The 22,376-nt window shown below is 60.5% G+C and carries 22 protein-coding genes and 1 pseudogene; 5 read left to right on the forward strand and 18 right to left on the reverse strand.

Going from position 1 to position 22,376, the window contains the following annotated elements:
• The first annotated feature begins 16 nt into the window (after positions 1–16).
• Both Q0844_RS13095 and Q0844_RS13100 read left to right on the forward strand, forming a co-directional pair.
• Complete coding sequence (locus Q0844_RS13095) at positions 17–2,185, forward strand: RNA degradosome polyphosphate kinase (RefSeq protein WP_299045548.1); 2,169 nt, start codon at positions 17–19, stop codon at positions 2,183–2,185.
• A 130-nt stretch (positions 2,186–2,315) separates the two neighbouring features.
• Complete coding sequence (locus Q0844_RS13100) at positions 2,316–3,866, forward strand: Ppx/GppA family phosphatase (RefSeq protein WP_299045551.1); 1,551 nt, start codon at positions 2,316–2,318, stop codon at positions 3,864–3,866.
• On the opposite strand, the gene Q0844_RS13105 is transcribed toward Q0844_RS13100, so the two are convergent.
• The 7 genes and pseudogenes from Q0844_RS13105 to Q0844_RS13135 all read right to left on the reverse strand — a co-directional run bounded on the left by Q0844_RS13105 (position 3,863) and on the right by Q0844_RS13135 (position 10,205).
• On the reverse strand, positions 3,863–4,228 hold the full coding sequence (locus Q0844_RS13105) for a hypothetical protein (protein WP_299045553.1): 366 nt from the start codon (positions 4,226–4,228) through the stop codon (positions 3,863–3,865). The two genes, Q0844_RS13100 and Q0844_RS13105, sit on opposite strands and share 4 nt — an antisense overlap.
• Positions 4,229–4,244: 16 nt before the next feature.
• A pseudogene (locus Q0844_RS13110) lies at positions 4,245–5,246 on the reverse strand (endonuclease/exonuclease/phosphatase family protein).
• Complete coding sequence (locus Q0844_RS13115; protein ID WP_299045555.1) at positions 5,246–5,926, reverse strand: molecular chaperone DjiA; 681 nt, start codon at positions 5,924–5,926, stop codon at positions 5,246–5,248. The pseudogene Q0844_RS13110 and the gene Q0844_RS13115 overlap by 1 nt, the downstream one beginning before the upstream one ends.
• A 9-nt stretch (positions 5,927–5,935) precedes the next feature.
• Positions 5,936–6,439: a GNAT family N-acetyltransferase gene (locus Q0844_RS13120; protein WP_299045558.1), complete on the reverse strand. Its 504-nt coding sequence runs from the start codon at positions 6,437–6,439 to the stop codon at positions 5,936–5,938.
• On the reverse strand, positions 6,436–7,044 hold the full coding sequence (locus Q0844_RS13125; protein WP_299045560.1) for a VOC family protein: 609 nt from the start codon (positions 7,042–7,044) through the stop codon (positions 6,436–6,438). Before Q0844_RS13125 ends, Q0844_RS13120 begins: the two co-directional genes overlap by 4 nt.
• Before the next feature lie 106 nt (positions 7,045–7,150).
• Positions 7,151–9,286, reverse strand: coding sequence for a methylmalonyl-CoA mutase (gene scpA / locus Q0844_RS13130; protein WP_299045563.1), 2,136 nt, complete (start codon positions 9,284–9,286; stop codon positions 7,151–7,153).
• Complete coding sequence (locus Q0844_RS13135) at positions 9,249–10,205, reverse strand: hypothetical protein (protein ID WP_299045564.1); 957 nt, start codon at positions 10,203–10,205, stop codon at positions 9,249–9,251. Before Q0844_RS13135 ends, scpA begins: the two co-directional genes overlap by 38 nt.
• A gap of 145 nt (positions 10,206–10,350) precedes the next feature.
• On the opposite strand from Q0844_RS13135, the gene Q0844_RS13140 reads away from it, so the two are divergent.
• Positions 10,351–10,797, forward strand: a complete 447-nt coding sequence (locus Q0844_RS13140; protein ID WP_299045566.1) for a DUF4174 domain-containing protein — start codon at positions 10,351–10,353, stop codon at positions 10,795–10,797.
• Positions 10,798–10,984: 187 nt separating this feature from the next.
• Here the strand turns inward: Q0844_RS13140 and Q0844_RS13145 are convergent, their stop codons facing one another.
• The 10 genes from Q0844_RS13145 to Q0844_RS13190 all read right to left on the reverse strand — a co-directional run bounded on the left by Q0844_RS13145 (position 10,985) and on the right by Q0844_RS13190 (position 18,831).
• The gene (locus Q0844_RS13145; protein ID WP_299045568.1) at positions 10,985–11,761 is read right to left on the reverse strand and encodes a hypothetical protein; all 777 of its coding nucleotides are present in this window, start codon (positions 11,759–11,761) and stop codon (positions 10,985–10,987) included.
• Entirely contained in the window at positions 11,762–13,783 is a 2,022-nt protein-coding gene (locus Q0844_RS13150) for an acetyl/propionyl/methylcrotonyl-CoA carboxylase subunit alpha (RefSeq protein WP_299045570.1), read from the reverse strand.
• A 651-nt stretch (positions 13,784–14,434) separates the two neighbouring features.
• Entirely contained in the window at positions 14,435–14,638 is a 204-nt protein-coding gene (locus tag Q0844_RS13155; protein ID WP_299045572.1) for a hypothetical protein, read from the reverse strand.
• Between the two features lie 132 nt (positions 14,639–14,770).
• Positions 14,771–14,974, reverse strand: coding sequence for a hypothetical protein (locus tag Q0844_RS13160; RefSeq protein WP_299045574.1), 204 nt, complete (start codon positions 14,972–14,974; stop codon positions 14,771–14,773).
• A gap of 367 nt (positions 14,975–15,341) precedes the next feature.
• The gene (locus tag Q0844_RS13165) at positions 15,342–15,698 is read right to left on the reverse strand and encodes a hypothetical protein (RefSeq protein WP_299045576.1); all 357 of its coding nucleotides are present in this window, start codon (positions 15,696–15,698) and stop codon (positions 15,342–15,344) included.
• 57 nt (positions 15,699–15,755) lie between these two features.
• Positions 15,756–15,902: a hypothetical protein gene (locus Q0844_RS13170; protein ID WP_299045577.1), complete on the reverse strand. Its 147-nt coding sequence runs from the start codon at positions 15,900–15,902 to the stop codon at positions 15,756–15,758.
• A 178-nt stretch (positions 15,903–16,080) separates the two neighbouring features.
• Positions 16,081–16,473, reverse strand: coding sequence for a DUF6497 family protein (locus Q0844_RS13175; protein WP_299045579.1), 393 nt, complete (start codon positions 16,471–16,473; stop codon positions 16,081–16,083).
• Positions 16,474–16,565: 92 nt separating this feature from the next.
• Positions 16,566–16,961 carry a cupin domain-containing protein gene (locus Q0844_RS13180; RefSeq protein WP_299045582.1) on the reverse strand — a complete coding sequence of 132 codons (396 nt, stop codon included), beginning with the start codon at positions 16,959–16,961 and terminating at the stop codon, positions 16,566–16,568.
• Positions 16,958–17,299, reverse strand: a complete 342-nt coding sequence (locus tag Q0844_RS13185; RefSeq protein WP_299045585.1) for a hypothetical protein — start codon at positions 17,297–17,299, stop codon at positions 16,958–16,960. The genes Q0844_RS13180 and Q0844_RS13185 overlap by 4 nt, the downstream gene beginning before the upstream one ends.
• On the reverse strand, positions 17,299–18,831 hold the full coding sequence (locus Q0844_RS13190) for an acyl-CoA carboxylase subunit beta (RefSeq protein ID WP_299045586.1): 1,533 nt from the start codon (positions 18,829–18,831) through the stop codon (positions 17,299–17,301). The genes Q0844_RS13185 and Q0844_RS13190 overlap by 1 nt, the downstream gene beginning before the upstream one ends.
• 179 nt (positions 18,832–19,010) lie before the next feature.
• Here Q0844_RS13190 and Q0844_RS13195 point away from each other — a divergent pair, with 179 nt between their 5' ends.
• Positions 19,011–20,228 (forward strand): multidrug effflux MFS transporter, encoded by a 1,218-nt coding sequence (locus Q0844_RS13195; protein ID WP_299045587.1) that lies wholly within the window; start codon positions 19,011–19,013, stop codon positions 20,226–20,228.
• A gap of 65 nt (positions 20,229–20,293) precedes the next feature.
• Positions 20,294–21,694: a helix-turn-helix transcriptional regulator gene (locus Q0844_RS13200; protein ID WP_299045589.1), complete on the forward strand. Its 1,401-nt coding sequence runs from the start codon at positions 20,294–20,296 to the stop codon at positions 21,692–21,694.
• 16 nt (positions 21,695–21,710) lie between these two features.
• On the opposite strand, the gene Q0844_RS13205 is transcribed toward Q0844_RS13200, so the two are convergent.
• Complete coding sequence (locus tag Q0844_RS13205) at positions 21,711–22,361, reverse strand: thermonuclease family protein (RefSeq protein WP_299045591.1); 651 nt, start codon at positions 22,359–22,361, stop codon at positions 21,711–21,713.
• Positions 22,362–22,376: the final 15 nt, after the last annotated feature.

Genomic DNA, 22,376 nt, shown 5'->3' on the forward strand with positions numbered 1-22,376 from the left:
TCGACATAACCCACGTATGACTAACGCAGATTTCCTCGGTTCGGCCTTCCCCGAACCCACGCCGCAGCCGGACCTCGACACCGAGGGTCCGGGTCGCTTCTTCAACCGCGAGCTGAGCTGGCTGGCGTTCAATTGGCGTGTGTTGGAAGAGGCGGAAAACCCGCGTGTGCCGCTATTGGAACGGCTGCGATTTGTATCGATCAGTGCGGGCAACCTGGACGAGTTTTACACCGTCCGCGTGGCAGGTCTGCGCGAATTGGCCGTCGCCGGGAACACGACACCGGCAGCAGACGGTCTGACCCCTGCCGAACAGCTGGTCCTGATCAACGAAAACGCGCGCCAACTGATCCTGCGCCAGACCGAAGTCCTGTCCGGTCTGAAATCCGAGATGGAGGATCAGGGCATCTCGATCCTGACTCGCGATGATCTGACCAAGGAGGATATCACCCACCTGGCGGACGTGTTCTTGCGCCGCGTGTTTGCGGTCCTTTCGCCGCTCGCCATTGACCCGGCCCACCCGTTTCCCTTCATCCCCAACACCGGCTACGCGCTGGCCCTGCAATTGGAGCGCACAAGCGATAAACGCCCCTTGCAGGCGCTCCTGCCCATCCCAGCGCAAATCGATCGCTTTGTCGCACTATCCGGTCCCCACCAGCGTTTTTTACCGCTGGAAGAGTTGCTGGTCCTGCACATTCCAAGCCTCTTCCCGGGTTACAAACTGAAGGCGCATTTCGGGTTCCGGGTGCTGCGTGACAGCGACCTCGAGGTCGAGGAAGAGGCCGAAGACTTGGTGCGCGAATTCGAGGTCGCGCTCAAGCGCCGCCGCCGGGGCGAAGTTGTGCGCCTGACCCATTCCGCCGGTGCACCCAAGGCGCTGAAGGCCGTCATCATGGAAGAACTCGGCGTCAGCGATGCCGAAGTCATCGAGATGGACGGGATGCTTGGCATGGCTGATCTCAGCGAACTGGTTCTGGACAACCGGCCTGATCTTCTTTGGCCGTCCTTCACGCCACGCGTTCCGGAACGCGTCACGGATTTCGAAGGCGACATGTTTGCCGCCATTCGGCAAAAAGACATGCTGCTGCACCACCCCTACGAGACGTTCGACATGGTGGTGCGTTTCCTGCAACAGGCGGCCCGCGATCCCAACGTGGTGGCGATCAAGCAAACGCTTTATCGCACATCCAAGAATTCCCCCATCGTCGAGGCGCTGTGTGAAGCGGCTGAAGACGGCAAGTCGGTCACCGCTTTGGTCGAACTCAAGGCCCGCTTTGATGAGGCCGCCAACATTCGCCAATCCCGACGCCTGGAACGAGCGGGCGCGCATGTGGTTTACGGCTTCCTCGATCTCAAAACCCACGCCAAGATCAGCACGGTCGTGCGGCGCGAGGGCAAGGAACTGGTGACCTATACCCATTACGGCACCGGCAACTACCACCCGATCACCGCGCGCATTTACACAGACCTGTCGCTGTTCACCTGCGATGCCGACCTGGGGCGCGACGCGACCAAGGTGTTCAACTACCTGTCGGGCTATGCACCGCCCGAGGGGCTGGACAACCTGGCCATCTCACCCACGACGCTCAAACCGCGCCTGCTGGAGATGATTGCCGCCGAGGCTGAGCATGCAAGGGCGGGCAATCCGGCTGAAATCTGGGCCAAGATGAACTCGCTGATCGACAGCGAGGTGATCGACGCGCTGTACGCCGCCAGCCAGGCCGGTGTGAAAATCAGCCTGATCATCCGGGGTATTTGCGGTCTGCGGCCCGGGATCACGGGCTTTTCAGACAACATCCGCGTCAAATCGATCGTCGGTCGGTTTCTCGAACACAGCCGCATCGTCTGCTTTGGCAACGGGCACGGGCTTCAATCCAAGAAAGCGCGCGTGTTCATCTCGTCCGCTGACTGGATGGGGCGCAACTTGAACCGCCGCGTGGAAACCCTGGTCGAAATTCAGAACAATACGGTCAAGGCGCAGATTGTAAGCCAGGTAATGGCCGCAAATCTGGCGGATGTGGCGCAAAGCTGGGTGATGGCGGCAGACGGGTCATTCAAACGCCCCGAATTGCCCGAAGGGACTTTTGCGTTCAATTGTCACCGCTTTTTCATGGAAAACCCATCCTTGTCCGGGCGCGGATCGGCCGGGGCCAGCGATGTGCCCAAGCTGACACATACCGAAGACTGATCCTGCGCCGGGGTCGGCCGGTCGGCGCCTTTCGGTGCATGCCGAAACAGTGCCATCCGGATGACCGGAACATTGACCCACGCCGCGCGCTGGTCCATCAACATCCTGAAGTGCGCACCACGGGGGTTCCATGAACGTATCGGTTTCGTCGCAGGCAAGCGACGGCAGCCTGTTTGGCCGCCCCTTGTTCGAGGATCCATCCGCACGGGCCCTGTCGCGGGTCGGCGTGGTGGATGTGGGGTCAAACTCGGTCCGCCTTGTCGTGTTCGATGGCGCAGCCCGGTCGCCTGCCTATTTTTACAACGAAAAGATCATGTGCGCGTTGGGTGCCGGTGTTTCGGACACCGGGCACCTGAACCCGACGGGTCGCGTGCGCGCGCTTGATGCACTGAAACGGTTCCAGCGGCTGGCCGAAGGCATGGGCCTGTCGGACCTGTCCGTGGTCGCGACCGCCGCCGTGCGCGATGCCACCGATGGATTGGATTTTCGGTCGGATGTGCTGCGTGAAACCGGGTTGAACGTCCGGGTCATCGACGGGCGCGAGGAGGCGCGGTTGTCGGCGCAGGGTGTATTGCTGGGCTGGCCCGGATCATACGGCCTCGTTTGCGATATCGGCGGATCTTCCATGGAACTGGCCGAGATTTCGGACGGACAGGTCGGTCGCCGTGTCACCTCGGATCTGGGGCCGTTGAAACTGCAGACTGTCAAAGGTGGCAAGAAGGGACGGCGCGCGCACATCCAGGATGTCATGGAACAGCTCCATGCGCAGATGGGCATGCAACGGGACCGGCTGTTTCTGGTGGGTGGGTCATGGCGGGCCATCGCACGCGTGGACATGCACCGTCGCGGTTATCCCCTGCACGTGCTGCATGAATACCGCATGACGCCGCAATCGGTACAACGAACCGCCAAGTTCATCCGCGAACACGACGATCACGAGGCGTTGCGCGGCGCCTGCGGTATCTCGTCCGCACGCATGGCGCTGGTGCCTCTGGCTGCCGAGGTGCTGTGGCGTCTGGTCAAGACCTTCCGCCCCAAAGACATCGCCGTCTCAAGCTACGGTATCCGCGAGGGCATGCTGTATGAACAGATGCCCCAGCGCCTGCGGGACCGCGACCCGCTGATCGAAGCCTGTCGCTTTGCCGAAGCCAAGGACGCGCGCATGCCCGGGTTCGGCAAGCTGCTTTATCAGTTCATTGAACCCATCTTCAAATCCGCCCCGCTGGCCCGCAAACGATTGATCAAGGCCGCCTGCCTGCTGCACGATGTCAGCTGGCGCGCGCATCCCGACTACCGGGCCGAGGTTTGCTTTGACAACGCGACCCGTGCCAATCTGGGAGGGCTGAAGCATTCGGAACGCATCTTTCTGGGCCTCGCGCTGCTGCACCGCTACACCAACAAGCGCGAAGGCACGCATTTCGAAGGTCTCTATGACCTGATCGACGAAAAGGCCCAGCATGACGCTGAAATCCTCGGCAAGGCCATGCGATTTGGTGCGATGCTGTGGATGGAGAAGGACGCCGACCGGGGTGAATTCCGTTGGTTTCCGAAGAAACGCGAGTTGGAATTGCACCTGTCCCCGGACGCGATGCCGCTTTTTGGCGAGGTGGCCGAAGCACGGCTGAATTCGCTTGCTGTATCGCTTGAGGCCACGGTGACAGTGAAACGGCGGCGGCGCTAGATATCGATCTGCGTGTCAGGATCTTTGCCCGGCACCGACTCCTCGGGTGCCTTGCGCCGAATGATGATGTCACCATTTTCAAGCATCTCGGGCGGGTGATAGACGCTCCAGTCCTCGACCTCTTCCAACAGCCCACGCAGGGCCGGGCCCATCTGGGCCGTGAAATCGCGCAAGGCTGGGCCGAACTCTTTTGCCATGTCCTGCAACCCGTCCATGGCGGGCTCCATTTCGCGCATCAGCCCCTCAAGCAGCATCTGCGCGCCCCGTTCCATCAGCGACTGGCCGCCCTCATCGTCCGCCTCTTGGGCAGTTGCGGTCGCCACTGTGGCGACCAGAAATAGATAAGCAAGACTGTGTTTCATGCACTTCATATGGGCACTATAACACGATATCCAACGTGACCGGGAAATGATCGGACGCGGTTACCAGTGCATCGCGCAACGCGGGCCGTGCCCAACAGGCCGGATCGTCCAGAGGATGCCAGATGCGCCAACTCGGGCGTTTGGCGGCCAGATCCGGCGACACCATGATGTAATCCAGCAGCGCCTGAAGAAAGCGCTGTTCCGGTCGTATCCAGAACCGGGCGGTGGTCGGTGTAGCGCCCAAGCGGCGCTGCAGCGCCTGCCGCGCATGCGGATCGAACAGGGCGTTGTCCCCGTCCCCCAAGATGATCTCGACCGAGGACCGGCCAAACAGGTGTTCGTATTCATCCAGACCCGGGCCATCATTCAGATCGCCCAATACGACCAGCGGGTTCCCGTCACGCAAGACCCCATCAATGCGGGCCCGCAACCAGATGGCCTGGGCCAACTGCTTACGTCGGATTGCGATGGACAGCCGCATCACCTCATCCCGGGATGTGGCGCCGTGCGGTGCCTTGGATTTCAGATGCGCCCCGATCATTTGGAACGCGACCCCATCCCGCATCTCGACCGACAACTCCAGCGGCGGCTTGGAAAACACAACCTCGTCCTGCGCGGAATCGACATCAAGATCGATTTTGAACGATCCATCGAATTGCGGAGCCTGAGCATGCACCTGGGGCATGTGGTGCGCAGTCAGGACATCGGGGTCGTAAAGCAGTGCGATTTCCTGTTGCGTGTCATTGGAAAAACCGATGACCGCACGGCGCGCGCGCACCTGAGCAAATGCGGCGAACCGCTCAAGCGCAACAACAGTGTCACGGTCTCACCCGTTGTCCGGCGCCTCGATAACCATGATCGCATCTGCGTCCATCGCCTGAAACACCGTTCGCAGCGCATCCGTCTGGGCCGCGCGGGTCACGTTGTAACGTGCCGACCACGCATCATCATTCAGAAGACGCCCTTCATCATCGAACAGGCTGTTCATCCATTCGACATTGTAGGTTGCTAGGCGCATCAGCTGCGACTGCCCTGGATGTCTTCCCAGGCGCGGTTGATGTCAATCATCCGTTTTTCGGCCAGTCTCAGCGCTTCTTCCGGGACGCCACGAGCCATCATCGCGTCGGGATGGTTCTCGCGCACCAACTTGCGCCAGGCCGTCCGGATCTGATCGAGCTCCATAGCGGCATCCACACCCAGCACCGAATAGGGATCAGGCGCGGCATCCGGCACAAAGCGGGCGCGCAATGCCCTGAAATCCGCGTCCGAAATGGCAAATATATGGGCAACTTCCTCTAGGAACGCATCTTCGTTCGGATGATAGAATCCATCAGCCATGGCGATGTGAAACAGCCCTTCGATCAGGTCGGTCAGGGTGTCCGGTTCACCGGCGAACATCGCGTGAATACGGGTTGCATAGTCTTCAAACCCAGCAACGTCCTGTCGGGCCAAATTGAAGACCCTAGCCGCACCCGCCTCGTCCTTGTCCGAGATGTGGAACACCTCGCGAAAGGCAGTCACCTCGTCCCGCGTGACCTGCCCGTCGGCCTTGGCCATTTTGGCCCCCAGCGCGATCACGGCAATTGCAAAGGCGACGCTGCGCTCGGGCGGCGCACGCAGTTTGTCGAAAACCTGGCTCAGACTTTCACCGGCATTCAGTGCAGCAAGCGCGTCGGATATGCGGGCCCAAAGAGACATGCCGCCACTCTATACCGTATCTTGCGCCGAGGCGTTAGCGCTCACGGTCGCACCCAGTTGTTTCTGCATCAGGATCAGGTCCAGCCAGACACCATCCTTGCGACCGACTTGAGGCATCCGCGCCACCTGTGCAAAGCCCATGGCGCGGTGAAATGCAACGGCCGCCTCGTTTATGCCACTGATCGCAGCGACCATCACATGGTGACCGTCCGCCGCCGCACGCTCTTGCAGGGCGCTCAGCAACGCCCGCCCCTGCCCGCGTCCGCGCGCCCGATCTGACAGCAGAATGGTATGTTCGATCGTTGCCGCATATCCCGGCCCGCTTCGGAACGGCCCGTAGGTGGCAAAGCCGCCCTGTTCGGGCAAAACCAGCACCACCCGTTCGGCCAGCATGGCGCGGATGTCGTCCGGGGTCTTGTGTACGGTGGTAAAGGTAATTTGCGTGTGCGCGATCACGTCGTTCCACAGGGTCGCGATCCAACCCGCGTCCGATATGTCAGCGTCACGGATCACAGTGTGCGTGGACCATGTGGTGTATCGAACGCAGCTTGCAGCGCCAGTGGCCCCGTTTCGACCGCAACGCGATCATCGCTCAGATGCTTTTGCAGCCCTTCGGACAGGGCGTCGCCATCCGGATGCACAAGTGTGAAGCGGCGCAAACGCACGCCCGTGGGGGTCAACGCCCGTGCCGGATGCACACCCGTCGGCCATTCGATCAACGCGGGCCAGAGGTTGTCAAAGGGTGTCGTGCCATCTGCTGCCACCGCCATGCGCCATGACAGCGATCCGCGCTGAACGGCCACCGGCGCTCCGGTCCCGTCGGGCATATCGGTCAGGGCGGCCTCCATGTCAGGCACGGAACACGCCCAATTCGACAGACGCGCTGGCCCGTCAAAACGGTCCAGATCGTACCAACGCGGCCTTGCCGGGTCGGGGGCTGCCGGGTTGGGTGCAATGGCTTCGAGGTAGAGACCGTCTTCCAACCCCATCAGTGCATTATGGGTATGAAACACGGCATGAGCACCGCCGGGTTGCATCGGCACCCCAAGCGCATCTTCGACAAGCGTGCGGGCCTGGGACAAGTCCTTGGACCCCACGACGAGATGGTCAAACAACACCAGAGCACCTCCTGACCGCTTTGACGTCCTGGCATGGTGTATCGCAGGCCGCCACGCGGATTTGAAGGGTCAATGCCGGCCCCGGGTCGGGGGCCAGCCACCGGTCTCAGGCCGCAGCGTCGCCGTTGCGCAGGATGTTCAGAATGTGCTGCGCCGCGTCCGGGATATTGGTGCCGGGTCCGAAGATCGCCTTTACCCCGGCATCGTATAGGAATTGGTAGTCCTGTTGCGGGATCACCCCGCCACAGATGACGATGATATCCTCCGCGCCAGCCTCCTTGAGAGCCTGCACAAGTTGCGGGGCCAGCGTCTTGTGACCTGCAGCCTGGGATGAAATGCCCACCACGTGCACATCGTTGTCGACAGCATCCTGCGCGGCCTCGGCCGGGGTCTGGAACAGCGGGCCCACATCTACGTCAAACCCAATATCGGCAAAGGCGGTTGCAATCACCTTGGCCCCGCGATCATGCCCGTCCTGGCCCATCTTGACCACCAGCATCCGAGGGCGGCGACCTTCGGCTTCGGCAAAATCCTCGACCGATTTCTGGATCGCGGCGAACCCCTCATCGCCCTCATATGCGGCGCCGTAGACACCGGCCAGCGTCTTGACCTCTGCCCGGTGACGCCCGAATTGTTTTTCCATGGCCATGCTGATTTCTCCCACCGTTGCACGTGCCCGCGCCGCCTGGACCGCAGCCTCGAGAAGGTTGCCGTCGGCTGCCGCCACTGCAGTCAAATTGTCCAATGCGGCCTGACAGGCCTTGTCGTCCCGTTCCGCCTTGATCCGTTCCAGCCGCGCGATCTGGCTTTCCCGCACGGCGGCGTTGTCGATGTCCAGGATGTCGATCTCGTCTTCTTTCTCCAGCCGGAATTTGTTCACCCCGACGATGACCTCGTCGCCCCGGTCGATCATGGCCTGGCGTTTGGCCGCTGCTTCCTCGATCCGCAACTTGGGCATACCGGAAGCGACGGCCTTGGTCATGCCGCCCATCTCTTCGACTTCTTCGATCAACGTCCAGGCTGCCTCAGCCAGATCATGGGTCAGCTTTTCGACATAGTAGGACCCGGCCAACGGGTCGACGACGTTGGTCACGCCTGTCTCATTCTGCAGGATCAACTGTGTGTTGCGGGCGATCCGGCTTGAGAACTGCGTGGGCAGCGCAATGGCTTCGTCAAAGCTGTTGGTGTGCAGCGATTGCGTGCCGCCCAGAACTGCGCTCATCGCCTCGAACGCTGTGCGCACGACATTGTTGTACGGGTCCTGTTCCTGCAGGCTGACACCGCTTGTCTGGCAGTGCGTACGCAGCATGGAGGATTTGGGATTCTTCGGCTCGAACTCAGACATGATGCGGTGCCACAGAAGGCGGGCCGCGCGCAACTTGGCCGCTTCCATGAAAAAGTTCATGCCGATGGCAAAGAAGAAGGACAGACGCCCCGCGAACGTGTCCACGTCCATGCCCCGGTCAATCGCGGCACGCACATATTCGCGCCCATCGGCTAGGGTAAAGGCCAGTTCCTGTACCAGGTTCGCGCCGGCCTCTTGCATGTGATAGCCGCTGATCGAAATCGAGTTGAATTTCGGCATCTCGTTCGAGGTAAAGTCGATGATATCTGCAATGATCCGCATGCTGGGTTCGGGCGGATAGATATAGGTATTGCGGACCATGAATTCTTTCAGGATGTCGTTCTGAATGGTCCCGGACAGTTGCGCCTTGTCGACGCCCTGTTCTTCACCCGCAACGATAAAGTTGGCAAGGATGGGGATCACGGCACCGTTCATGGTCATCGAGACGGACACCTTATCCAGCGGGATACCGTCGAAGAGGATTTTCATGTCCTCGACGCTGTCGATGGCGACACCCGCCTTGCCAACATCACCCACAACGCGTTCATGATCACTGTCATATCCACGGTGCGTGGCCAAATCGAAAGCCACGGATACGCCCTGTTGACCTGCATCCAGTGCACGGCGGTAAAACGCGTTGGATTCCTCGGCTGTGGAGAACCCGGCATATTGCCGGATGGTCCAGGGACGGCCCGCGTACATCGTGGCTTTCACACCGCGGGTGAACGGCGCCTGGCCGGGAATCGTGCCCAGATGATCCACACCCTCCAAATCGTCCTGGGTGTAGATCGGGGCGACATCGATGCCCTCAAGCGTGTTCCATGTCAGGTCCTCGACCGGGCGGCCGCGCAGTTCGCCCTCAGCCAGGTTCCGCCAATCGTCTTTCTTCGTCGCCATGTACGTGTCCTCTTGTCAGCGGGCCAAGCGGCGGGGTTTGCCCCGCTCCTCTCTGGCCCAGATCCTCTGTCAGTGTTGCAAGTCCATCGGCACCGGCCGTCAGCCAGTGTATGTCGTCCATATACGCCTCGCGCATCGCGGCGATGGCGGCGGGGTCAAAGGGGGTCCAGCGCTGGGTCATGCCTGCGACCAGATCCGGATCATCGCCGCGATCCGCTAAAATCGAGCGCAGTTCAGGCGCGCTTGGCGACCTGTTCAGCCATGTTTCGGCAGCATTGCGTGGACCATGAAATCCGGTCACACCGCGAAACAGTGCATCCGGTCGGCCAGCGGTGCGTTCGAACGGGACAACCACAAGCCGTGCGGCAGGCGCTGCACAGGCCACGTCCGCAATCACATCCCGCCACGTGCGCGGTCCAAAAGCCACGCGCACAAGCGCGTCCGGCTGGAGCGCCACATGTCCACGCGACACACAAAAAGCAGCAGCCGAACTCCAAAAATGGTTCAGGGCGCGGGTCGAAATGACAATCGTGTCAATCTGCCCGTCAAAGGCCGCAACATAGCGTGCCATCCGTTCACCGACATCCTGGTACAGCATCCGCGACTGCATGTTGCGCCGCATCGTGCCCAGCATGTTTTCATCGGAAACCAGCAGGGTTTTGGTCCCGTTCCGCTCGGCCTTGTCCAGTTGCAGCATGATGCGCCCACGCGCACGCAAGGTCGCCCTTGGCCCCAGCCCCAGCTTGGGTTGGATCCCGTGAAACAACCCCTTGCGGGTGCGCAATGGCCCCCAGAACCCGATCCGTCGGGCGCGCATGAAATCCAGGTTGCGACGCACATACGCCTGAAATGATGTCGTTCCTGTGCGATGGGCACCGATATGCAGGATCACTTTCATGCCGCTTTGGTCCTTTGCCATGATGCTGTGCCGCCCGGCAGGCACCGAACGATCATGGTTAAGGCGTCGCACGCACAGGGTTGCTGAGCGATTAATGCTAAAATTGGCGCGAGCAGCCGTCGCAATTGCAAAAAAAGCCGCTACATTGGGATCAGCAGGAGGGCTGATGAAACACGTATTACCCATTGTTCTGGTTGGACTTTTTGGCGGATCGCTGGTCGCGGCGGCCAGTGATGACGTACCCACGCCATCCATCTTCATCGCAGCAGACGCCGCAGATTTGAGCGAATTTGTCTGGGAAAAGCGGCCCATCGTCGTCTTCGCAGACAGCCCGAATGACCCGAATTTCAGGCAACAGATTGATTTTCTGGAAGCGCGTGCCGAAGAATTGGCCGAACGCGACGTTGTTGTGCTGACTGATACGGACCCGTCCGTCGACAGCGCACTGCGGGTCAAGTTTCGTCCCCGCGGCTTCATGCTTGTGCTTGTGGGCAAGGACGGCGGCGTGAAACTGCGCAAACCGTTCCCGTGGGACGTACGCGAATTGACCCGCACCATTGACAAAATGCCCATTCGGCAACGCGAAATCCGCGAACGACGCAGCGATGGATGAAGCGCGCGTTGGGCAAACTTGAAGTTAACCTTTGAACCGCTTATATTCAGGTCAGAACGCAACAGGAGGTGCACAGATGACACATTCGCGCTCACCGCACACCCGAACGCCGGTCGAAGGCGAGGGTAACCCGCTGATCTGACGATATTCGTTCGTCCCAGCGTGCTTATATACACTGAACACCCCATCACGTAATGTGACGAATCCAGCCGTGAAATGGCCGGTTCCTTAAGGCTGCCGCGGCAATTTTGCCCGCGCCGGCAACCTTGCCTTGCAGTTCCAGATAACGGGTCACCGCCTTTTCGCGCCGGTCCCAGGGCAGCGCATCAAATTCGGTCGCGCCCATCTTGGTTTCCATCTGCTCCAGCCGGTCCAGAAGCTGATAGAACTCGGTTACCGGCATGATCTGTGGCTTGCTCAGAATCTCGATTTGCGCCGTCAGGCGGCGCAGTGTCTCGAACTGGTGCCCGTAAAAGACGAACACCTTGTAGCTACGGTTCTTGAAGAAATTCTGCTGCATGTCCGAAATGGCCGCCGCCCAGTCGATGGGTGCGGCCCAGTCTACGATCAGATCAATCTCGGCCAGCGCCGCCCGGATGATGTCGCGACGGCGTTCCTGTTCCTGGTTCACAACACGCATTTCACCCGTGACAAAGGCCACAACCCAACCGGCAGCGACCGCGATGGCCGCAACAAGTGCGCGCTGTTCACCCGCTTCCAGACCGCTTTTGGTAATCACCCAATAGATCAGCGCGCCGGACACGGCAGTGATGGGCACAAGCGCAAGAAGGGCCCTGAGAAAGATCGCGACAACCGCAATACCCGACAGCAGGTAATAGAAGGCCCCGATCGCCAATACACCCGCAACGCCCAGACCCCAGAGGGGGGCACCGTTCCGTTGCATCACCACACCGATCAGCAGCAGAACCAGGACAGCGTATATGGCAACCCAGGTGCGTGGCACCTATTCGAACTCCATGATCACGTCATCAACCGCCAGGCTGTCGCCCGCGCCTGCATTGATCTTGGACACAGTGCCCTTTTTCTCGGCGCGCAGGATGTTCTCCATCTTCATCGCCTCGATCGTGCACAGCGCCTGACCTTCCTGCACTTCGTCGCCTTCGGCCACATCGACCTTCACGACCAACCCCGGCATGGGGCACAGCAGCATCTTGGATGTGTCTGGCGGTGTCTTGACCGGCATCTTGCGCGCCAGTTCGGCCTGGCGCGGTGACCGCACATGCACTTTCAGGTCCGCGCCGCGGGTCCGAATCCGGAAGCCACCAGACACTTTCCCGACCTTCAGCACCAAGGGTGTACCATCGACATCCATCTGTGCCAGTTGATCGCCCGGCGTCCACGCGCCGGACACGCGCAGGGCGCTGCCATCGCCAAAGGCAACTGTGGCCCCGTCATGGTCCGCATCAATCACCACATCGTAAGACTGGTCCTGCAGGCTGACATTCCAGTGCGTACCGACCTTGCGTTCGTGATTGTCCATGCGGCCCGACACCCGCGCACGGCGAATTTCGGCCACGCGATGCATCGCGGCACAGGCCGCTGCCACCCGGCGCAGGTCTGCTTCGCCCAGGTCCACGCCCTCAAACCCATCCGGATACTCTTCCGCGATAAAGGCTGTGGTCATGTCCCCCGAAACAAACTTCGGGTGATCCATCACTGCGCTCAGGAACGGCAGGTTGTGGCCGATACCTTCGACTTCGAAACTGTCGAGCGCCACGCGCATCGCTTCAATGGCTGTGGCCCGATCCGGCCCCCACGTGCACAGCTTGGCGATCATCGGGTCATAATACATGCTGATCTCGCCACCCTCGTAGACACCCGTGTCATTGCGCACCACGATGTCATCCGGCGTCACGCCTGGCGTGTAGCTGGCCGTTTCGGCGGGCGGGCGATAGCGGGTCAAACGGCCGATCGACGGCAGGAAACCACGATAGGGATCCTCGGCATAAAGCCGGTTCTCAATCGCCCAGCCATTAAGCTGCACGTCCTCCTGTGTGATGGACAGCTTTTCGCCAGCGGCCACACGGATCATCTGTTCGACCAGATCGACGCCGGTAATCAACTCTGTCACCGGGTGTTCGACCTGGAGGCGCGTATTCATTTCAAGAAAATAGAAGTTCTTTTCTCCATCTACGATGAATTCAACGGTGCCTGCACTGGCGTAGCCAACTGCCTTTGCCAGTGACACGGCCTGTTCGCCCATCGCCTTGCGGGTCGCCTCGTCAAGGAAGGGGCTGGGCGCCTCTTCAACCACTTTCTGGTTGCGGCGCTGGATCGAACATTCCCGTTCGCCCAGATAGATGCCATTGCCATGGCTGTCACACAGCACCTGAATTTCGATATGTCGGGGTTGGGTCACGAATTTTTCGATGAAGATGCGGTCATCGCCAAAGCTGTTGGCCGCCTCGTTCTTGGACGACTGAAACCCTTCGCGTGCCTCTTCGTCCGTCCACGCGATCCGCATCCCCTTGCCGCCGCCGCCGGCCGAGGCCTTGAGCATGACCGGATACCCGATCTCGGTCGAAATCTTCACCGCCTCGTCTGCATCGCCAATCAACCCCATATAGCCGGGAACGGTGCTTACCCCTGCCTCCTGCGCGATCTTTTTCGACGTGATCTTGTCGCCCATGGACTCGATTGCACCCTTGGGTGGTCCGACAAAAGCGACACCCTCCGCTTCCAGCGCTTCGGCAAACTTCGCGTTCTCAGAAAGAAAGCCATAGCCCGGGTGAACAGCCTGGGCGCCGGACTGCCGGATCGCATCCATCACCTTGTCGATCACGATGTAGGACTGATTGGCCGGGGGTGGACCAATATGGATCGCCTCATCCGCCATCTGGACGTGCAATGCCTTCGCATCCGCGTCCGAATAGATGGCGACAGTCGGGATCCCCATCTTGCGCGCCGTCTTGATGACACGACAGGCGATCTCGCCACGGTTGGCGATTAAAATCTTGTTGAACATGGTGTTGTCTCACTTCTTGGTCTTTGGCCGGGCCAGTTTGACGTGCGCACGGCACGTTGCATGGCCCACACTTTTTGCTTGTCGGCGGCTTTCTGGACTGACACCGCCGCTATCGTCTTGTATTTCGTGATCCCTGCGCGAGACGTGTCTCGCGCAAACGCAGGCCGCTGCGTTGCGCGCCTGATCGCGACGCTTTGGTTCTGCGCTTCAAAATCGAAAGAGTTGAGTATTTGCGAGGGACTGGTTCCCCGGGGCATGGCGAAGCGCCGCAGATCGATGCGCAAGGGCGCAGATGGGCCTGCGGTGTTTGGATCAAAGAAATGAAACGAAAAACGCTGGACCGTGTCAGAACGGACGCGTGTGCCGTCGCGATTATCGCCACCTTCGCGGCCGCTTATGACACCAGCGACGTTGCTGAATGGTGCGTACGGATTGTCAGTCTCGACGCTAAACGGGACGACTCGAGCCGTCCAAGACATCGGTCCAATGTCGGTCAAAGCACCGACATCGGATTGTGCAACTTCGCTTGGGGCTGAGGCGCGGTCAGGGCGCAGCTGCGTCGCAGCACAAGCTGCAAGCGGTGCGCGCCCCGCAACAAACCGCCAGGCACGTGTTACGCGCGCCTGGCGGGTTTTCAGGTCATGCGCAGCATTAGCAGCGGCTTGGATTCTGGTCGCAGTACAGGACGTTTGCGCCCGCGCCAACGGCTGCACCCGCAACGGCATTACCGCCAAGCGCGGCTGTGCCAACGCCGCCGACAGCGCCACCAAGAACGGCTTGCTCGCCAACAGTGTCGCCGCACGCCGCCAGTCCGAAAGCCGCGACCGAGGCAAGAATAATCGTTTTGATACGCATGATGATCTTCCTTTATTTGACGTCGTTGTCCTGAGACAAACGCCAAGGTCGATCAATCGTTCCGTTCTTTGTTGCGCAGGATGCGCATCGCGCCGCCGAAACGGACGCGTTTCAGCGCGCGGTCGCCGACGCTCAGTTACATCTGTTGGAGAACTGGCAGATTGCGACACCGCCAACCGCGCCAACGACCGCGCCGGTGCCGACATCACCGTTGAAGATCGCGGTGCCCGCCGCACCGACAACGGCGCCGGACAGGGCCTGTTCGCCGATCGTATCGCCGCACGCGGCCAGTCCAAGGGTTGCGGCAAGTGCGACAGAAGCAAGTTTGATTGACATGGGTTCGGGTCCTTTTCTCTCTCTGCACTGGAGTTAGGAACCGATTGATCCAAAAGTAAGGTGTTTGCCCTGTCATAAACGGACGCGTTTGCGTGACGCCCTGTAACAACCGGCGTAACCTTTTGCATCAAAACAAAAAAAGAGGTGGGCAGCATAACATCTTGCGACATCTGCTGCCCACCAGGGGAAGGGGTACGGAAATGGTACACAGCGCCGCAGAAAACCTGGGGAAGCGGCCCTGTTGTTACACGATTGCACAGGTGCCATGACCGCACAAAGCGCTGGTTTGCAGGCAGGCAGGAATGAGCCGTGTTTCGCCAAACACGGGAATCCGACGGCAAGAAAGCGCCTATGGTTGCCCGCGATCTCAAGCCCACGGCTCCTCGAACGCATCGGGAAACGACGCGCGGGCGACATCTTCGTCGATCTGCAAAAGTGCTTCGTAATCAGCGGGATCAAAGGGATCGGTGGCCGGAACAACCTCGCGCCCGAACAGCCACGACAACCGACCCGCGTCCAGATTGCCGCGCTCGAACGGCTCTGATCCGAAATGCGCCCACAAGGCTGCCATAAACGCTGTGTCGGCCCGTTTGTCAGGCGGTCTGCGATCGGCAAAGCGTTCGCGCCGCTGAAGCGGTGTCACCCCTTTGGGGTTTGGGCGGCGGATTGTGAATTGAAAATCTGTACCAGTCAGTCGACCGGGAAAACCGCGGTGTTTCAGCATACGCTGGCCCCCGCGGTGAGAGGTGTCAGGGCGGGCTGAACAGCCCGCCCTGTAGAATTACTTGAACTTGCCTGTCTGGACAGGTTCCTGGCTGATGGGCTCAGGTTCGACAACCACGAACTCTTCGTTGTTGTTGTTGCGGCCGCAAGCGGCGACCAGAACCATGAGGCTAACCATGCCCAACACTTTGATGCTCTTCGACATCTGTCTCTCCTGTAGTCAACTTCCGGACACACGAAATGGCGCATCCGATGCGAGGTAAGGCGGTCTTGGGGACCCCTTGAGGTTCGTATACGAGATTTTGCGGGCGAAAGATACGGGCCCCGACAGGACTGCGCGGGTTGTGGCCTCAATGCCGCATATGCAAATTTCCGCTGATCCATCAGAACGCCTCCCAGACACAGCCCTCGGGGCCAATGCGATACGCTTCGAAGAATTGGGTGGCGTCCGGATCGGACGTGCCGAAGGGCACGGGCCGGTCCATCAACGAAATCACGACCACATCCGCGCTCAGGTCAAATTCAGTCATGTAGCCCAGCGCGAACCCGTCGCAAAGCGCCTGAAAATCCGCTTCGGCATCGGCATATGACACGGCGCCGGCGCCCCGCGCGATATCCGGCGCCACAAAACGAAATCGCAGCCACGCCTCTGTGCCGACCTGATCAACCAGAACTTCGGACAAGGTGACAGGCTGACCTGACGGTACATCATAAGCCAAGGCTGGCATGGCCGACAGCATCAGTGCCGAACCGCAGCCCCGGACCCATTCCCACAAGCGGGTCCGGGCTCCTCCCTCCGGGGCTGCTGTGCAATCGGTGATAACCCGTCGCACTGTTCCATTCGGCAGTGTATGTTGCCTGTCATCCTTCATCGTGCATCTTCTTCTTGCGTTGTAAAGATGGCAGGGGCCGTGATTTCGATCAATTCCAGGTCGTCAGAGTGCCGACTCTCGCGATGCACAATCCCAGGGGGTTGCAGCACACAGGATCCCGCACGCAATACGTGTTCGCCTTGTCCCTCGTATTCGAACACAACCCACCCTTGGGTGACATAGACCATCTGGAAATCCAGATCATGACTGTGCCATGTACCCGGGCTTTTCATCCCCGGAACGGCTCGGATGACATGTGCTCCGTAGGCACCGTTCGTCGCTCCGGAAATGCCCAACTGGCGATACTCGAAAAACGGGCGCAGGCCCGCGCCTTCGAATGCACCGCTATCGGCATGGGCAACGGCAAAGGCCTGGTTCTTCCAAAGGCTCACGTCACCCCTCCAGCTGACCGGACCCACCGCGCATGGTTGCGCGGATCGTTCAGAACGGCCTGTGCCTGTGCGACAACGGCCGCAAGCACCGCGCGCGCGGCATGGCCCCCCGCAGTCACTTGCCACCCATCAGCGCGACGATCCAGCTGCACGACGACAGAATATCCCCGCACATTCTGCAACGCACGCCACAGATCCTGACGGATTTGATGGGCCAAACGCACTGCCCGGCCACCCGGCAGCATCGTACGCACCGCAAAGTCAAAGCGGGGCGGAAGATGGCGACACAAGGTGACGCGGCCGCCCTCATGCAGGATATGCCAGCATGTGCGGGCCATCACAGCGGAATGTTATCGTGCTTCTTCCACGGCATCGGCGCTTTCTTGTTGCGCAACGACGCAAAGGCGCGGCTCACCCGTTTGCGTGTGGAACGCGGCTGTATCACCTCGTCGATGAACCCGCGCTCGGCGGCGACAAAAGGATTGGCAAACCGGTCCTCATAGTCGGCCGTGTGCTGCGCGATCTTGTCTGCGTCGCCAAGGTCCGCGCGATGGATGATCTCGGTGGCACCTTTGGCACCCATCACCGCAATTTCGGCCGTGGGCCAGGCATAGTTGAAATCCGCCCGCAGATGCTTCGACGCCATCACCACATATGCCCCGCCATAGGCCTTGCGGGTGATCACCGTCACCTTCGGTACCGTCGCTTCGCCATAGGCAAACAGCAGCTTGGCCCCGTGCTTGATCACACCGCCATATTCCTGGCTGGTGCCGGGCAAAAACCCGGGCACATCGATCAGGGTCAGGATCGGGATGTCAAAACAGTCGCAAAAACGTACAAAACGGGCGGCCTTGCGGGCGCTGTCGATGTCCAGAACGCCCGCCAGCACCATGGGCTGGTTCGCCACCACACCGACCGTGCGCCCCTCAAGGCGGATAAAGCCAGTGATGATGTTCTTGGCGAACTCTTCCTGCAATTCATAGAAATCGCCCTCATCCGCCAGCTTCACGATCAGTTCTTTCATGTCGTAGGGCGTGTTGGGGTTCTCCGGCACCAGTGTGTCGAGGCTGGTCTCCACCCGGTCCGGCTCGTCAAAGAAAGGGCGCACGGGTGGCTTTTCGCGGTTGTTCAGCGGCAGAAAGTCAACCAGGCGACGCACCTCGGCCAACGCTTCGACATCGTTGTCAAAGGCTGCATCGGCCACCGACGATTTCTTGGTATGTGTGGATGCGCCACCCAGTTCTTCGGCCGTGACCTGTTCATTGGTCACGGTTTTCACCACATCCGGGCCGGTCACAAACATGTATGAGCTGTCTTTGACCATGAAGATAAAGTCGGTCATCGCGGGCGAATAGACCGCGCCACCAGCGCAGGGACCCATGATCAGGGAAATCTGCGGCACCACGCCGGACGCCAGAATATTGCGCTGGAACACCTCGCCATACCCCGCAAGGCTGTCGACACCTTCCTGGATGCGCGCGCCACCGGAATCGTTAATGCCGATGACCGGGGCACCATTCTCAACCGCCTTGTCCATGATCTTGCAGATCTTGGCGGCATGCGTGGCCGACACCGATCCGCCCAAAACAGTGAAATCCTGGCTGAACACATAGACCTGACGCCCGTTGATCGTGCCCCAGCCCGTCACCACACCGTCGCCAGCGGGCTTCTGATCCTCCATACCGAAGTCGGTGCAGCGGTGCGTGACGAACATGTCGAATTCTTCGAATGACCCTTCGTCCAGCAACAGGTCAATCCGTTCACGTGCGGTCAGCTTGCCGCGACCATGCTGTGCGTCGATCCGTTTTTGCCCGCCGCCCAGACGCGCACCCGCGCGCCGCGTTTCCAATTCGGTCAGAATATCTTTCATGCTGTCCCCGCTGGTGATTTGGGGCCTTATACAGGGTCAAGCAGGACAGGGAGAAGCGCCAATCAGAATATTTGCAAATAGTATTCAGGATATGCTGTGCAAATTGCAAATCCGCAAAGCACAGGCAGCTGTGTAGAACTGCACTGGACAGTTCATTTCCGCCCGCCTACCTCGGGTACATGCAATCGCCGCCCAAGGTCCGTTTCCTGGACCGCACGACCCCGCCCCATATTGTAACGCTGATCCTGCTGGCCGGGGTGTCGGCGATGGTCATGAACATGTTCCTGCCCAGCCTGCCGAACATGACTGCTTACTTTGACACCGAATACCGTCTCATGCAGTTGTCCGTGGCGCTCTATCTCGCCGTCTCGGCCATCATGCAGACAATCATCGGGCCGATCTCGGACAATCTGGGGCGTCGCAAGGTGCTGTTATGGGGCATCGCATTGTTCATGCTGGCGACGCTTGGCTGCATCTATGCGCCAAATGCCGAAGTCTTCCTGTTTTTCCGCATGTGCCAGGCCGTTATCGCCGTGGCCATGGTGCTCAGCCGCGCGATCATTCGCGACCTGTACGACCAGGACCACTCGGCTTCGATGATCGGGTATGTGACGATGGGCATGGCAATCGTGCCCATGATCTCGCCCTTCTTCGGCGGCCTTCTGGATGAAGCGTTTGGTTGGAAGTCCGTCTTCTGGCTGTTCTTCCTGATTGGCGGCCTGCTCCTTTTGCTGGTGCACCAGGATGTGGGTGAAACCGCGGCTCCGTCATCCAAATCACTGATCGGCCAATTCAAGGAGTATCCCGAACTCCTGCGCTCGCCGCGCTTCTGGGGCTACTCACTGGCAGCGGCCTTCTGTTCGGGGTCGTTCTTTGCCTATCTGGGCGGCGCGCCCTTCGTGGGCACCGAGGTCTTCGGCATGTCGCCGGCGCAACTGGGGTTCTACTTTGGCGCCCCTGCCGTGGGTTACTTTGTCGGCAATGGGCTCAGCGGGCGCTACGCCACGCGCTTTGGCGTCAACCGCATGGTGCTGTGGGGGTCTGTCGCAAACCTGTTCGGCACCGCATTGTCGCTTGCCATCTTTGTCTTGGGCATGGGCACACCGATCTCGTTCTTCGGGATGATGACCTTCGTGGGCCTCGGCAACGGCCTGGTTATCCCCAATGCAACGGCGGGCATGCTGTCGGTGCGCCCGCACCTGGCCGGCACGGCCTCGGGCCTGGGCGGCGCGATCATGATCGGCGGCGGGGCGGCGCTTTCTGCCCTTGCGGGTTTCCTGCTGACACCCGAAACCGGGGCCTATCCATTGCTCTACATCATGGTCTTGACCGGTATTTTCGCCCTGGCCGCCATCGGCGCCGTCTATCGACGCGAACGGCGGCTTGCGATGGCCTAGGGCTTGTGCCACACGCTTTGCAAACCTAGCCTGCAATCACTGCAAACCTGCAAATACGGATCATCATGGCCGCCCCCAAACTCTATGCCGGTGCCAAGCTGCGCGAGGTACGAACCCGCGTGGGCCTTACGCAAAAGGACTTTGCCGCCAAACTGGGCGTGTCCCTGCCCTATCTCAACCAGATGGAAAACAACAACCGCCCCGTCAGCACGACGGTGGTGCTGTCGTTGGCCCAGGAATTCGGGCTGGACGTGACCGAACTCAGCTCCGGTGATGGCGAACGGCTGGTGTCGGACATGCGCGAAGCATTGGCGGACCCGGTATTTTCGGGCGATCTGCCCCCTATGGCCGACCTGCGGCTTGCCGCCTCGAACGCCCCCGCGCTGGCGCATGCGTTCCTGGACCTGCACCGGGCATACCGGCAAACCCATGAACGGCTTGCCTCTCTGGACGAGGCATTGGGACGCGAAGACGCCCGCGCCCGTCCCAGCCCATGGGAAGAAGTGCGTGATTTCTTTCACTACTGTGACAACTATATCGACGCCGTGGACAAGGCTGCAGAACGGTTTGCGAGTGCCGATGGACAGCACCAGAATATCCGCGTCGCCGCTGTCTCTGCCCTTGCCAATGGCGGTACGACGGTCACTTTCGACGACACTGACACGCTGCGCCACTTCGACAGCGCGACCCAAACGCTGACCCTGTCGCACCGCGCAAGCCAAGAAAGCCAAACCTTCCAGATGCTGTTGCAAGTGGCCCTGCTGCGCCAGGACAAGCTGTTGGAAGCGACGCTGGATTTCGCGCGGTTCCAAACGGACGAGGCCCGCTCGATTGCCAAGATCGGCCTTGCCAACTATTTCGCGGGTGCGGCGTTGATGCCCTACACACGTTTCCTGCAGGCCGCAAAGGACACGCGCCACGATCTAGAGCAGCTGGCGACCCTGTTCGGCGCCTCGATCGAACAGGTCTGTCACCGGCTGTCGACCCTGCAACGCCCCGGCGCCAAGGGCGTGCCATTCTTTTTCGTACGGGTGGATCGGGCCGGGACAATCACGAAACGCCATTCAGCAACCAGGCTCCAGTTTGCACGGTTTGGCGGCGCCTGTCCGCTTTGGAATGTGCACCGCGCGTTTGAACAGCCTGGGCAGTTCCTGCGCCAATTGGCCGAAACACCTGACGGCGTGCGATATATCAGCCTTGCACATGACGTGTCCAAATCGGGTGGGCGTTTCGGCGCACCCGTGCGGCGGTTTGCCATCGCGCTGGGATGCGAGGTCAAGCACGCAGAACAGCTGGTCTATGCGGACGGGATGGACATCGGCCGTGCCGAGGCATTCGAACCGATTGGCATCTCTTGCCGGATTTGCGAACGCAAGATGTGTCACCAGCGCTCGGTCCCGCCGCTGGAACGGCAATTGTCGGTTGATCCCGACACGCGTGGCGTCCTGCCCTACATCGTGAACTAGGCGATCCGCCTGACGCTCATCGCCGCGCCGGACGCCACCCGGCCTGTCGCGCCTGCGCCGCCGAACAGAACCACCGCTCGCCCCGCGCCTCGTTTATGCCGGTCCGCTCATAGAAGTCCTGCCCTGGCATGTGAAAGATGTATCCGTTGGGCGAAATATTGCCCTTGATCCGGCATGCCGGGTCGGGTGGTATCCGCCCATTGGCCCGCGTCTGCCGGAACTGCGCGGGCGATTGCACCCGGACTCCGTGCAAGCCCCGATCCGCCACATAGGCCGACTTTTCATCAAGGTCATAGTCCATGCCATACTTGCGATAGGCAAAGGCCAACCCGGCTGCCACGATCTCGGCCCCCATGTCCGATCCTGCAACCGCACATTTGGCCACCGTCCGCCCATGCCGGTCCGTATCGCGCGGCTGGCACGTGACCTGTCTGCCCTCGTACATCGCACGCACCTGCCCCGTGACCCACGCGCCGCATGCAAAGGGCAGGCCCTGTTCGGTCTTGCAAGACTGGCCGATCTCAGGCGCATCAATGGCGTGCAGGCGAATGCGGATGCCGCCCACATCAATCGTGTCCGCATCAATGACCCGCACAATGCCGCGAATGTCTGCGCCCGCGAGGTTGGGCAAAAGCAGGAGAACAAGAACGGAACAAAGTCTTAACATACCGTTAACATGGCA

This window comes from uncultured Tateyamaria sp. (assembly GCF_947503465.1).
Taxonomy (GTDB): Bacteria; Pseudomonadota; Alphaproteobacteria; order Rhodobacterales; family Rhodobacteraceae; genus Tateyamaria.

What these genes read in the sequence shown, in the direction of transcription:
- Q0844_RS13095 (WP_299045548.1), top strand. Translation starts at nt 17, where the DNA reads ATGACTAACGCAGATTTCCTCGGTTCGGCCTTCCCCGAACCCACGCCG.
- Q0844_RS13100 (WP_299045551.1), top strand. Translation starts at nt 2,316, where the DNA reads ATGAACGTATCGGTTTCGTCGCAGGCAAGCGACGGCAGCCTGTTTGGC.
- Q0844_RS13105 (WP_299045553.1), bottom strand. Translation starts at nt 4,228, where the DNA reads ATGAAACACAGTCTTGCTTATCTATTTCTGGTCGCCACAGTGGCGACC.
- Q0844_RS13115 (WP_299045555.1), bottom strand. Translation starts at nt 5,926, where the DNA reads ATGTCTCTTTGGGCCCGCATATCCGACGCGCTTGCTGCACTGAATGCC.
- scpA (WP_299045563.1), bottom strand. Translation starts at nt 9,286, where the DNA reads ATGGCGACGAAGAAAGACGATTGGCGGAACCTGGCTGAGGGCGAACTG.
- Q0844_RS13135 (WP_299045564.1), bottom strand. Translation starts at nt 10,205, where the DNA reads ATGGCAAAGGACCAAAGCGGCATGAAAGTGATCCTGCATATCGGTGCC.
- Q0844_RS13140 (WP_299045566.1), top strand. Translation starts at nt 10,351, where the DNA reads ATGAAACACGTATTACCCATTGTTCTGGTTGGACTTTTTGGCGGATCG.
- Q0844_RS13150 (WP_299045570.1), bottom strand. Translation starts at nt 13,783, where the DNA reads ATGTTCAACAAGATTTTAATCGCCAACCGTGGCGAGATCGCCTGTCGT.
- Q0844_RS13155 (WP_299045572.1), bottom strand. Translation starts at nt 14,638, where the DNA reads ATGCGTATCAAAACGATTATTCTTGCCTCGGTCGCGGCTTTCGGACTG.
- Q0844_RS13160 (WP_299045574.1), bottom strand. Translation starts at nt 14,974, where the DNA reads ATGTCAATCAAACTTGCTTCTGTCGCACTTGCCGCAACCCTTGGACTG.
- Q0844_RS13165 (WP_299045576.1), bottom strand. Translation starts at nt 15,698, where the DNA reads ATGCTGAAACACCGCGGTTTTCCCGGTCGACTGACTGGTACAGATTTT.
- Q0844_RS13170 (WP_299045577.1), bottom strand. Translation starts at nt 15,902, where the DNA reads ATGTCGAAGAGCATCAAAGTGTTGGGCATGGTTAGCCTCATGGTTCTG.
- Q0844_RS13185 (WP_299045585.1), bottom strand. Translation starts at nt 17,299, where the DNA reads ATGGCCCGCACATGCTGGCATATCCTGCATGAGGGCGGCCGCGTCACC.
- Q0844_RS13190 (WP_299045586.1), bottom strand. Translation starts at nt 18,831, where the DNA reads ATGAAAGATATTCTGACCGAATTGGAAACGCGGCGCGCGGGTGCGCGT.
- Q0844_RS13195 (WP_299045587.1), top strand. Translation starts at nt 19,011, where the DNA reads ATGCAATCGCCGCCCAAGGTCCGTTTCCTGGACCGCACGACCCCGCCC.
- Q0844_RS13200 (WP_299045589.1), top strand. Translation starts at nt 20,294, where the DNA reads ATGGCCGCCCCCAAACTCTATGCCGGTGCCAAGCTGCGCGAGGTACGA.
- Q0844_RS13205 (WP_299045591.1), bottom strand. Translation starts at nt 22,361, where the DNA reads ATGTTAAGACTTTGTTCCGTTCTTGTTCTCCTGCTTTTGCCCAACCTC.